The following is an 11,602-nucleotide window of genomic DNA, read 5'->3' on the forward strand; positions in this document are numbered from 1 at the left end:
CCGCTTCGAAGGCGTTCGATGCCGAAAGGGTGCCGGGAACCGGATGCCGCCTCGGGGGTCGATGTAACCGTCCCGGCCGCCGTTCGTCTTCGAAATTGACCATTGGTCGTATTTTTCTCGTCCCGGATCCCCTGAACCTGTTATCGGCTCTTCTCTCTTCATGCGATTACTCTCCATTTTCACCCTCGCCCTTTGGGGCGGTATTTCCCTGGGCGCCGCGACGCTCAAGCCGGTGGTCACGATGGAACCGGCTGATCTTGATACGGTTCCGGATGCTCCGGACACGGTCATTGATCTGAGGACCATCTTCACCATCGACGGGGTCGACGGACCGATTGTCCGGTATGATACGGTCGTCGGTCAGATCAACGTTGAGCTCTTTGACGTCGATGCGCCGCTTTCAGTGGCGAATTTCTTCAAATATGTGGACCAGAGAAGTTACGACAATTCAATCATCCACCGCCTGGAGCCGGACTTTGTCGTGCAGGGTGGCGGGTACAAGGTTCCCAGTCCGATCACCAGCCTTCCCGCCCCGATCACGGCCTTTGATCCGATTGTGAATGAGGCGGGCTTGCCGAATCTCCGGGGCACTCTGGCGATGGCCCGGACCTCGGAGCTGAACAGCGCGACCAGCGAGTGGTATTTCAATCTCAAGGACAACCCCAACCTCGACAATCCTCTCAGCCCCTACGCCGTCTTTGGCCGGGTTATCGGTAGCAGTATCCTCGTGGTCGACGCCATCGGCAGCATTCAGCCCTATACTTTCGGATTCGAACCTTTCCTTTCGATTCCACTGATCGATCCGGGATCAACCCCGGAAGAAGACGATTTCGTGATTGTGAGATCGATCCGGAGAATCCCGCTTTACCCGACCGAAAACGAGCCGCTTTCGGCGCTGACCTTCACGGCGGACAGCAGCAACCCCAGCCTTGTCTCGGCATCAATTGAAAAGGCCAACCTCCGGCTTGCATTCGGCGAGTCAGGGACCGGGGAAGCCACCATTACGTTGAGGGGTCTCGATGGCGACGGAAACCGGGCGACAACCTCCTTTCTGGTGACCGTTCGGTCCCTTGTGCCCTCCATCACGGGCCAACCGCTGGGCCGCGCGGTGGGTATCGGAGGGGCCACGGCTTTCACGGTCGAGGCCGAAAGTGATGCGGCGCTGTCCTACCAGTGGAGGAAGAACGGTCAGAACATCTCGGGAGCCACGGGCAGCACCCTGAACCTCGTCAACGTGAAGGTTTCGGATGCGGGGGTCTATGAGGTGCTGGTTTCCAATGAACGTGGATCGGTCACGAGCAGCCAAGCCTTTCTCACGGTCACTGCGGACTTTGGTTACCTGACCAATCTCTCGACGCGCTCGGTCACCTCGGTGGAAGCGGGAGGAACCCGGACCACCCCTGGATTCGTCACCGAGGGAAGCGGGTCGATCCAGATCCTGGCCCGGGCGGTGGGTCCGGGATTGGCGGGTTTTGGCGTGGAGAATTTCGTGCCGGATCCGAAGATCCGCCTGAGCCCGCTCAATGATCGTCTGAACATCTTGGCCGAGAACAGCGATTGGGAACTGAATCCTGACCAGGAGGGCCTGAGCGCGGCGAGCACCGCCGCGGGTGCCTTTGCCCTCGAGACCGGCAGCAAGGACGGAGCGGTGGTCGCCGCGCTGGCGAGCAATGCTTATACGGCGAATATCCTGAGTGAGGATGGCACAGTCGGGGTGGTTCTCGGGGAGATCTACCTGGTGAATGATCCTGTGCCGGGAGGTTCCACGCTGGTCAATCTGTCAAACCGGGGGCAGGTCGGCTTGGGTGCGGAGGCCATGATAGGAGGGTTTGTGGTCGACGGTGAAGGACCGGTCAATCTGCTGATCCGGGGCATTGGTCCGTCCCTGACGGGATTTGGCGTCACCGGCGTGCTGGCGGATCCGGTGATCAAAGTCCGGGACAGAGACGGCCAACTCATCGGTTCCAACGATGACTGGGGAGATGCCGGTCTCGGGACCGCTTTGGCGGCCGTTTCGGACTCGGTTGGTGCCTTTCCGCTGGACGAAGGCAGTGCGGATGCGGCCATCCTGCTCGTACTCGATCCTGGGAATTACACGGTGGTTCTTTCGGGCGCGGACGACGGGACCGGGACCGGGCTGGTTGAGATATACCTTGTGCCCTAGGCCGGTGGAGTGAGGCGGACGAACCGGGCCGGTGCGGCAGCCCTGTTTGCAGCCGATGGGCAGGCCCGCCTTCCCATCGGTGGGGTCCTCCGAGGCCAGGCGTCGTGATCCGTCCGCCAATCGGGCAGGTCTGCGTCCGTCCGGTCCTACTTCTTGCCCCTGGTCATCTTGACCCGGAACTGAGACGGGGACTGGCCGGTGATTTTCTTGAAGACCCGGTTGAACTGGGAAAGGGACTGGAATCCGACCTCGAAGGCGACCTCACTGATACGGATATGGGGGTTGAGCAGAAGGCTCTTGGCCTTTTCGACCCGAATCCGGCTCAGGTATTCGGTGAAGGTCAGGCCGGTGGCCCGCTTGAACATCTTGCAGAAGTAGAAGGTGCTCGTGTTGACCGCCTTGGCGACCGATTCGAGCGAAAGGTCCTCCGCCTGGTTGCGATCGATGAAATCGCGGGCCCGCGCGATGAGCGGGGACTCGGTATTGTCCTCTTCGACCAGGATCTGGTTGCTGACCATGCTGAGATGGTCGGCGAAGACCTTGAGCAGGCGCACCATCGACTCATACTGCTCCGATCCGAGAATCTTGCTGGAGAAATAGGCTTCCTCGAGCTGCTTGAGATCCACCTTGACCCCCCAGTCGATCAGTTTGCGCGTCGCGTTGTCGAAGGATTCGGCGGTTGGCTCCCGGGTGAAGACCTGTCCGGTCCGGAGGAACCCGAGCAGTTGATCGCCAAGGCGGATCGGGACCACCGTGTCGCAGAGACCGGCAAAGCAGTTCAGGGTGATCGGCTCCCCGTTGTGCTCGCGGTTGGTCAGGGACTCCTGCATCTCAAGGCAGGCCGCGCAGGTCTTGCTCCGTCCGGCCATCAGGGCACAGAAGGGATTCTCATTCTTGTCGCCGTGAAGAGGCAATCCCCAGGACTGGCTCGGGGTGATTGCCAGGGGAAGACCGGTTGCGCCGCGATAGGCCTTCTGGTAATCGCGGAAAATCCGGGATCGAGAGAGTTTCTCGACCAAAATCTTATTAGCATTCTGCAAGATTTGCAGAACGTAGCAGTCCACAGTCTGACCGCAAGATTGATTCTAGCTCTTCAGTAGCTGTGCTGATACCGACGGGAGTAAGATATCATCTCCCTGTGAATGAGAGCCTTAATCGCGATCTCGACCGCCGCGCAGAGTCGATCCCGCTCCTCTTTCGGAAACCATTTGCAGAAAGACGGATCGCTGGAGATGAAATCGACGAGGACCTCCCGACCGGAAAGGAAGAGTTCCATGTACTGGTCGGCGTTCGGGGGATTCTCCTTGTCGAGCTGATCGACGAATGTGGGACGGGCATAGGGATCCGGCTCAAGCTCGTCGTGCTTGAGCAGGAATATCACCTCGTCGAGGCACCGGAAAATCAATCGGAAAGGGAACTCGCCGTGGTTAGGGAGCTGAAACCCGATATGATCCTTCAGGGCGCGTTTCCACTGGGTGACAAGGCGGAATTTCCTTTTTTGAAGGAAGCGGAGCATCTGCCTTCTCATGCGGACCCATGATGCCCGAAGATGCCCGAATCATCTATGCGGGATTTGTTCATCTTTGCGCACCTGTTGAATGCGCCGTCCCCTTGTCAGGGAACTGAAAACGTCCATTTGTGACGATCGTCGGGGATCTCAGGCGGCTATTTCCAGTTCAGTCTTCCGTAAGGGCAGTTGTGCTCTTGGCTCCGCTGCCTTGAGGTGCTAGGGAGAAGAAATGGATGTTCGATGGGCCTTTGTCCTTCCGTTCGTGCTGCCGATGTCCGATTTCGCCCAAACCGATCCGTTGCCACGCAGTTCTCCCGAAGCCCAGGGGATCTCCCCGGCCGCGATTCTGTCCTTCATCGATCGGGCCGAAGCGGATGTCGATGCGATCCATGGCTTCATGTTGCTGCGGCACGGACATGTGGTGGCGGAAGGGTGGTGGGCCCCCTACGGACCCGAGCGGGTGCATGAGCTGCATTCCCTGAGCAAGAGTTTCACCTCGACCGCGATCGGGTTCGCCGTGGACGAGGGTCTGGTCGATCTCGACCGGACCGTGGTCAGCTTCTTCCCGGACAAGGCGCCGGAAGACGCGGGCGAGCATCTCCTGTCTCTCCGGGTGCGGCAGCTGCTCAACATGACGACGGGACAGGAGGAGAGCGTCGATTTCAACGGCGGTGAGGATTGGATCGCGGCGTTTCTGGCGTCTGATTTTCCTCACAAACCGGGAACGCATTGGGTCTACAACTCCAGCGCGTCCTTCATGCTCTCAGCCATTGTCCAGCAGGTCACGGGGCAGACCGTATTCGACTACCTGACACCGAGATTGTTCGAACCGCTGGGGATCGAAGGTGCCCGCTGGGAGGAGAATCCCCAAGGCATCAACGCGGGTGGCTGGGGTCTCTTTGCCCGGACCCGCGATATTGCCGCTCTGGGGCAGTTCTACCTGCAGAGGGGCGCCTGGCAGGGACGACAACTCCTGTCGCGGACCTGGGTCGAGGAAGCGACCCGGAAGCAGGCCTCCAACGGATGTGAGCCGGAAAGCGATTGGGATCAGGGTTACGGCTACCAGTTCTGGATGTGCCGGCATGGGTTGTACCGGGGAGACGGGGCATTCGGCCAGTTCTGCATCGTCTTTCCCGAGCAGGATGCCGTTCTGGCCATCACCAGCGGAACAGGGGACATGGCCGCAGTCATGAACACGGCCTGGGACACCCTCCTGCCGGCCATGGAAGCTGATGTCCCTCTGGCGGAGGACCGCGCGTTGAATGAGGCACTGAAATCCAGGCTTGCCGGCCTGACACTGCCGGTGCAGTCCGGTGCGGCCACGTCTCCCCTGATGGAGCAGGTTGGCGGCAGGATTTACCGGATCGCAGACAACCCGATGGGTATCACCGGGGCGAGCCTGGTCGACGAGGGTGAGAGTCAGGTGCTTGTCCTGGAGACCTCCTCGGGCCGGCACCGTTTTCCGGCCGGCCATGGATCCTGGCTCGAATCGATTTCGACCTTTTCACCACGTGGCCCCGCGCAGGCCGCGGCAAGTTATGGTTGGCTCGATGAGCAGACCTGGGTGATCACGGGTTACCTGGTTGAAACCGCCTATCGCAATACCGCGGTCCTCCGGTTCGACGGAGATGCGATCGAGATCGCGATGGAGCAGAATGTCGGCTTCGGGGACGAAGGCTTTCCCCTGCTGACCGGGAGAATGGCGGCCGAGTGAGGGGAATCCGTCCACGCTGTTTCCCGATTGTGATTCGTTTTTTTCCACTTACGCCAAGACGCCATCCGGACTGAGAGGTAGACTGGTGTCCACCATGACACTGCTCTTCAGCAAAGATGTGACACCCGGGTTTGCCATCCACGCCACGGCGGAACGCTTGCGCAATTACCTCGCGGTCGAAAAGGCCTGCGTGCGGATCAATGCCGGCTGGTTTCTCGAGATCCGTCCCTATGAACAGAAGTACCGACTGGCCTACAGTCTCCACGGCCACTCGGAACACGCCAGCTGGCTGATCGCACGGCTGGAGGAGATGCGGGGAGGAAAGGCCAACGCGTCGGTCCGCCCGGATCTGCGCCGGTTGCTCGACGAGGTGCTGCATGCCCCGGACGGAAATGCTTTTCTGCGGGCGTTCTTCGGGGTCCTGAAGCGGGCATTGCTCAATCAGTATCGCGACGATCTGGAGCGGATGGATCCTTCAGCCAATGCCAACGAGATCCGGATACTGGAGCGTATTGTGGCTGATCTGCAGCGGGAAATGGACTGGTTTGACCGCCTGGAATTGGAGGGTCAGACCTGTCCCTGGGCGGAATATGTCCGATCACTTCTCACTTCGATCGGGGGGATCCATGGAGAGGCGACCGAACGGGACGATCCTCTCGCAAGGCCGCATGCCGGGATCTTCCGGCGGCCCGGGACCATCCTCTTCGACGATCGGATTCGGCACGAAAGGCTGGTTCCCTACGATGAACGGTCCGGTTATTCGCCGCGGGAGGCCACCATCGAGCAGTTCAAGGTCTTCTTCAACGAGATGTATGCGGCGGCCCTGCTCGCCAGCGTTCTGTTCGACGCCGCCGGCGACGATCTCCCGTGGGAGTTTTTCGCGGATTTCAGCCGACACTTCTGGGACGAAGCGCGGCATTCGGAATTCGGTGCCATCCGCCTGAAGGAACTGGGCACGGAGCCCGACCGATGCGATCCGGTTCTTTTTGAGCAGTCGGAAGCGCTGCCGATCCTTCACCGGGTGACCTACCTGACCCGAGGTCTTGAGGCGTATTTCATGCCGCGAAAACCGAAGCGCTTCAAGGAATATGAAGCCAACGGCGACTTCCGCAGCCAGCTCTTTGCGGACCAGGATTGGTCGGACGAGATCAACCACGTCCGGTATGGTTCGAAGTGGACGGATTACCTGCTGGAGGACGACAGCCGTGAAATCGCCGATGTCCTCGACGAGGTGAAGGCGCATCTGTCGAAGATCCGTGGACAAACGGTGGCGGATATCCAGGCGCCGTTCTGAGTCGTCGGCGCCTTGGAGTCCCGGTTCCGGTTGATTTCCCCCGATCGAACGATTCGGCGTTTCCGGATTGTCCAATTCCGATTTCCGGTTTGGCCAAGACGTCATTGTCGGTGAATGCTAGCATGGTGGCGGCTCTCTCTTTCGCCTGCGTCCCATGCCCCTTTATCCAGCTGAAACCGTATTCTTTCCGCCCGACCTCACGGAAGAGCAGATGTTGCGGAGCATGGGTATCGGCAAGCCGGACGGGGTGAAGCCCCGCCTTCTGCGCCATGTTGCCGATACCATCCCCGTGGTGGCCGCTCGAGCCCGACCGGGTTTGCTCTGGCGGAGTGGATCGGTCGATGCTTTCAGGGAGGTTTTTCCTTCGTCCATCCGGCTCAATCGCTACCTGGCGACAGCGGATCACGTGACCGTTCTGGTGGGTTCTGCCGGTCGAGAGATGGAGGCCCTCATCACGGAGGAGCCCGACCCGATGCGCAAGTATGTGTTGGGGGTGGCATCGACGGCCCTGGCGCGTCGCGCCCTCCGGGTGGCGGAGACGCTTCTTGGTGAACGGTTCCCGAATTGCATTGTGGGAAGGCCGCTCTCGCCCGGCAACGACGGACTTCCCCTGGCCCTGCAGGGGCCACTCCTCAAGTGCCTTCCCATTGATCGATTGGGCCTGGTTTATGACGAAGCGGCGATGGTGATGGTGCCGCTGGCCAGTGTCTCGGCCCTGATCGGACTTGGATCCTATATCCGAAACAGTGACGAAGGATGCCCGACCTGTCCGTCAGCGGACTGCGTCGTGCGCCTGGCTCCGCGTCTGCCGGCCGGAGAACCGGTTCCGGCCCTGGCCTGAGAGGCTGTCCTGAAGGTGACGGGATGTTACGGTTGAACAGGTGGTTAGCGATTCTCCCCAGCTTATTGTGATGAACTCCTACGAATTGATGAACAAGGTCCTCGGAATGGAAAAGGGAGACCGCATCCCTTTCTGCCCGGCCATATACGAACACAAGGGTTTTCTCATCGGAAAGACTCCCTCGGAGATCTGCCGCAGCGCCGAACTTCTGGTTGAAGGACTCGAAGCGGAATACCATCGCTATCGACCGGATTTCCTGACTGTCGGAATCGATGTCTACAACGTCGAGGCCGAGGCTCTCGGCTGCAAGATCGTCTATTTTGACGACTCAACGGATGTGCCGGGAGTCGAGGAATACCCGATCAAGCAACCATCGGACATCGACAAACTCGCCCTGCCGGATCCGACCCGGGACGGGCGCATGCCTCTCTACCTTGAGGCGGCCAGGGAGATCCAGAAGAGACTCGGGGACAAAATCCGGATTCGCGGGGCCCTGACCGGACCCTTCTCGCTGGCTTCGGAATTGATCGGGGCGGAGAACTTCATTGTTCTGACCATGCAGAACCCGCAGTACACGGTGCGACTGATGGAGTTCACGGCCCGGGTGGCCGCAGAGTTCGGCAAGGCCTTCATCGCCCTGGGGATCGACCCGATCATCTTCGACTCCCGCGCCATGCCGCCGCTCTGTTCACCGGAAATCTTCCAGGACATCGTCTCGAAGGTCTACAAGCGCATCCTCATCCCCGAATTGAAAAAGGCGGGGGCGCAGCATATCCCGCTGATCATCGGTGGAGACACCACTCCGATCCTCGATGCGATCATCGATACGGGAGCGACCCAGATCCTCTGCGACTTCGAGGGGGATATCGAGCTGTTCAAGGAAAAGGCGATCAAGCACAAGCTGCCCATGCGGGTGAATGTGGATCCGCGGCTGCTTCATCTCGGACCGATAGACAAAATCCAGGATTTCACCATGAATATCCTGAACAAGTGCTGGGATCATCCCGGTTTCATCCTCGGGACGGGAGTGGCGGCCTACGATTGCCCGCCTGAGCACATCGATGCCGTTCGCGAATGCCTGGACAAGGACTATAAGGACTGGACGCCGCCAAGGGCACTTTTTCAGCAGAAAAAGGTGGAGACGGAGGCCATCGTGGCCGAAGTGGAACCCGGCTATCCGGACGATCTTGAACCCGTCCTTCGGGAATTGGCCGAGGCAATCGAGGAAGGCGAGGAGGAGGATGTGCCGGATCTGGTCAATGAGGCATTGGGCGACGGCATCCCACCCGGCGAGATCGTCAATCGCTCGATGATTCCCGCCATGGATGTGATCGGTTACCGGTTCGCCCAGAAGGAACTCTACGTCCCTGAAATGCTGATCGGTGCCCGGGCCATGGCGGAGGGGCTGAAGATTCTCCGCCCGCTCATCGCCAAGACCGGAGCCAAGCCGGTCGGCCGGGTTCTGCTGGGCACGGTTAAGGGCGATATCCACGACATCGGAAAGAACCTCGTCGGCATGATGCTGGAAGGCGCCGGCTTCGAGATCATCGATCTGGGAGTCAACGTCCCGGTCGAGCGCTTCATCGACGCGGTCAGGGAGCACGAGATCAACATCCTGGGAATGTCGGCCCTGCTGACCACCACAATGAACTACATGGGCCGGGTCGTCGAGGGACTGAAGGAGGCCGGCCTGCGCGACCGGGTCAAGGTCCTCGTTGGCGGTGCGCCCATCAATCAACGATTCTGCGATCGGATTGAGGCCGACTACTTCGGCGAATCAGCCGCCGACGGGGTCGTCGTGGCCAAGCAGGCCCAGGCGGATCTGAAGGCGGCGGGCATTCTCTGAGTGAGATGACATGATTTACGAAGCGGAAAAGTGGCTGAAAGAGAAACTCTTCGGGTGTCATACCTGCGGGCAGTGCATCCTCACCCACACCAAGCTGATCTGTCCGATGAATTGCCCGAAGGGGCTGCGGAACGGACCGTGCGGGGGGACGCTTGACGGAAAATGCGAGGTCATTCCCGAGATCGAATGTGTCTGGACCCGGATCGAGGTGAAGAAGGGTGGCCGCAAGCCGCGGATCCACCTGCCTCCCGATCCTGAACTTCTGAATACGGCCAGCTATGTCAATCTGGTCACGGGCCGGGATCGTGAAACCCGGCTGCCCCACGGCTTTGCCGACACCCGGCATCTTGAGCCCGATTCCCGGCTCTCGCGCAAACTGGCGACGGGCGAGTTCGTGGTGACCTTTGAGGTCGCCTCGCCCCGGACAGTCAAGGGTCTCGACCGGGTGGAACGGACCATGGCGCGTTTCGGTTCATTCGTTGATGCGGTCAATACCACCACCAATGCCGGCGGGGTTCCTTCCCTCCATTCCACCGAGACCGGCAAGATCGTCCTGGCCCATGGCGTCGAGTCGATCATCCAATTCTGCGGCCGCGACCACGACAGGGAGGACTTTCTGAGGGAATTGGAAAAGGCGATCGGGATGGGTTATCGCAACTTCCTGCTGCTGACCGGCGATTGGCTTCCGCAGACCGAGCGAAAAGTCTCCCAGCAGACCTGGTTCCCCATGGACAGCTCGCAGATGGTCCATTTCGCCAACCAGCGACTCGAGGATTTCGGCCGGCGCCTCGGGACGATTCCCCTGCTCGGGGTGGCGGCGAATCCGTTTTCCGCTCCGATGAACATCAGCGTGGACCGGCTGGCATTCAAACGGCATGCCGGGGGACGTTTCTGTCAGACCCAGGCCATCACCCATGTGCCAACCTTTGCGGAATGGTATCGCCAGGTCCGTCGCGGGCGGGAAGACGCACTCAGGATGACGATTCCCTCAATTCCGCTGGTTGGGAGCCGCAAGGCGTTTGAGGTGCTCTGCCATCTGCCCGGTGTCTACGTGGACCGGTCGCTCCACCGGATCGTCGAAGAGGAGGACTTCCCGGCGAAAGCCCTGGAATGGGCCTTCGGAATCGCCGACGGAGTCATTGAGTGCGGAGCGGCCGGGGTTCATGTCATGAATTTCGGGATGCCGCCCGATTTGATCGAAGTGTTTCTGAGGGAGATCCGATCGCGCGCGGTCGCCGCCCGCGGCCGGGGAGCGCCATCGACATCTCCGGCGAACCCCCTTTCCCCCTGAACGTCATGAGTGAAGAAAAAGTCCCCACCACCATCGTCTCCTCAAAATCGCACCGCGTGCGGATCGCCCCCAATCGGAAGACGGTGGTCATCGGCGAGCGCTGCAATACGCTCGGGTCGCGCCTGATCCGCAATGCGGTGGCCAAGGGGCAGTGGCAGGTCGTGGTCGACCGGGCGGTTGACCAGTTCGAGGCCGGGGCGGGCGTGATCGACGTGAATATGATGGGAATCGAAGCGATTCCCGAGAAGGTGCTTCTGCCGCTGGCGGTGACGGCGATCCGCTCGAAGATCGATTGCCCGCTCTGCCTCGAATTCGGGGATCCGGAGGCCCTTGATCTTGCCCTGGGCAAGGCGGAAGGTCGCTGCCTGATCAATTCGATTTCCGGCGAGAAGGAGAAGCTCGAACAGGTCCTGCCGATCGCCAGAAAGCACGGCGCGGCCATGATCGCGATGACCGCCGACGACGATGGGATTCCCTACACCCCGGAGGGACGGCTGAAGTGCGCGTTCAAGATTCTGAAGGCGGGGGAGGCCTTTGGCTTCACCATTGACGATTTCGTCTTTGACTGCATCGCGATCGGCCTGGCCACCGATGTGGGCGCGGGTCGTTGCACGATGGATACAATCCGGCTGGTCCGCAGGGAGCTCAACGCGAACATCACACTGGGTGCCTCCAACGTCAGCTTCGGGATGCCCAAGCGCAAGGTGATCGACGCCAATTACCTGGCGGTGGCGATCACCTGCGGGATGAACGCTCCCATCACCGACATCACCCACGACGGGCTGCGCTGGTCGATTTTGACCGCGGACGTGATCAACGGAACCGATCGCCTCGGGATGAAATTCCTGAAGGAAGCTCGCCGTGAGAAGCGGGAAATGCAGGAGGCCGGCAGTGTTGCCGGCGGCGGGGTGGTCGAGGGATGAAGCAACCCTGCTCCGTGCC

The 11,602-nt window shown here is 60.5% G+C and carries 9 protein-coding genes; 7 read left to right on the top strand and 2 right to left on the bottom strand.

Annotated elements, in window-relative coordinates; genetic code table 11:
• Nucleotides 1–160 precede the first annotated feature (160 nt).
• Nucleotides 161–2,164 carry a peptidylprolyl isomerase gene (locus tag R3F07_06215; GenBank protein ID MEZ5275953.1) on the top strand — a complete coding sequence of 668 codons (2,004 nt, stop codon included), beginning with the start codon at nt 161–163 and terminating at the stop codon, nt 2,162–2,164.
• A gap of 146 nt (nt 2,165–2,310) precedes the next feature.
• On the opposite strand, the gene R3F07_06220 is transcribed toward R3F07_06215, so the two are convergent.
• The gene (locus tag R3F07_06220; protein ID MEZ5275954.1) at nt 2,311–3,183 is read right to left on the bottom strand and encodes a PocR ligand-binding domain-containing protein; all 873 of its coding nucleotides are present in this window, start codon (nt 3,181–3,183) and stop codon (nt 2,311–2,313) included.
• 74 nt (nt 3,184–3,257) lie between these two features.
• The gene (locus tag R3F07_06225; protein ID MEZ5275955.1) at nt 3,258–3,692 is read right to left on the bottom strand and encodes a hypothetical protein; all 435 of its coding nucleotides are present in this window, start codon (nt 3,690–3,692) and stop codon (nt 3,258–3,260) included.
• A gap of 211 nt (nt 3,693–3,903) precedes the next feature.
• On the opposite strand from R3F07_06225, the gene R3F07_06230 reads away from it, so the two are divergent.
• The 6 genes from R3F07_06230 (at nt 3,904) to R3F07_06255 (ending at nt 11,583) form a co-directional block, all read left to right on the top strand.
• The gene (locus tag R3F07_06230; GenBank protein MEZ5275956.1) at nt 3,904–5,388 is read left to right on the top strand and encodes a serine hydrolase; all 1,485 of its coding nucleotides are present in this window, start codon (nt 3,904–3,906) and stop codon (nt 5,386–5,388) included.
• 94 nt (nt 5,389–5,482) lie between these two features.
• The gene (locus R3F07_06235; GenBank protein ID MEZ5275957.1) at nt 5,483–6,682 is read left to right on the top strand and encodes a DUF455 family protein; all 1,200 of its coding nucleotides are present in this window, start codon (nt 5,483–5,485) and stop codon (nt 6,680–6,682) included.
• A 154-nt stretch (nt 6,683–6,836) separates the two neighbouring features.
• Entirely contained in the window at nt 6,837–7,523 is a 687-nt protein-coding gene (locus R3F07_06240; GenBank protein MEZ5275958.1) for a hypothetical protein, read from the top strand.
• Between the two features lie 70 nt (nt 7,524–7,593).
• Nucleotides 7,594–9,369 (top strand): uroporphyrinogen decarboxylase family protein, encoded by a 1,776-nt coding sequence (locus R3F07_06245; GenBank protein MEZ5275959.1) that lies wholly within the window; start codon nt 7,594–7,596, stop codon nt 9,367–9,369.
• A gap of 10 nt (nt 9,370–9,379) precedes the next feature.
• Nucleotides 9,380–10,660, top strand: coding sequence for a methylenetetrahydrofolate reductase C-terminal domain-containing protein (locus tag R3F07_06250; GenBank protein ID MEZ5275960.1), 1,281 nt, complete (start codon nt 9,380–9,382; stop codon nt 10,658–10,660).
• A 5-nt stretch (nt 10,661–10,665) separates the two neighbouring features.
• Entirely contained in the window at nt 10,666–11,583 is a 918-nt protein-coding gene (locus R3F07_06255) for a dihydropteroate synthase (GenBank protein MEZ5275961.1), read from the top strand.
• The last annotated feature ends 19 nt before the right edge of the window (nt 11,584–11,602 follow it).

The sequence above is a fragment of the Opitutaceae bacterium genome (genome assembly GCA_041395105.1).
Taxonomy (GTDB): Bacteria; Verrucomicrobiota; Verrucomicrobiia; order Opitutales; family Opitutaceae; genus B12-G4.

What these genes read in the sequence shown, in the direction of transcription:
- R3F07_06215 (MEZ5275953.1), top strand. Translation starts at nt 161, where the DNA reads ATGCGATTACTCTCCATTTTCACCCTCGCCCTTTGGGGCGGTATTTCC.
- R3F07_06225 (MEZ5275955.1), bottom strand. Translation starts at nt 3,692, where the DNA reads ATGAGAAGGCAGATGCTCCGCTTCCTTCAAAAAAGGAAATTCCGCCTT.
- R3F07_06230 (MEZ5275956.1), top strand. Translation starts at nt 3,904, where the DNA reads ATGGATGTTCGATGGGCCTTTGTCCTTCCGTTCGTGCTGCCGATGTCC.
- R3F07_06235 (MEZ5275957.1), top strand. Translation starts at nt 5,483, where the DNA reads ATGACACTGCTCTTCAGCAAAGATGTGACACCCGGGTTTGCCATCCAC.
- R3F07_06240 (MEZ5275958.1), top strand. Translation starts at nt 6,837, where the DNA reads ATGCCCCTTTATCCAGCTGAAACCGTATTCTTTCCGCCCGACCTCACG.
- R3F07_06245 (MEZ5275959.1), top strand. Translation starts at nt 7,594, where the DNA reads ATGAACTCCTACGAATTGATGAACAAGGTCCTCGGAATGGAAAAGGGA.
- R3F07_06250 (MEZ5275960.1), top strand. Translation starts at nt 9,380, where the DNA reads ATGATTTACGAAGCGGAAAAGTGGCTGAAAGAGAAACTCTTCGGGTGT.
- R3F07_06255 (MEZ5275961.1), top strand. Translation starts at nt 10,666, where the DNA reads ATGAGTGAAGAAAAAGTCCCCACCACCATCGTCTCCTCAAAATCGCAC.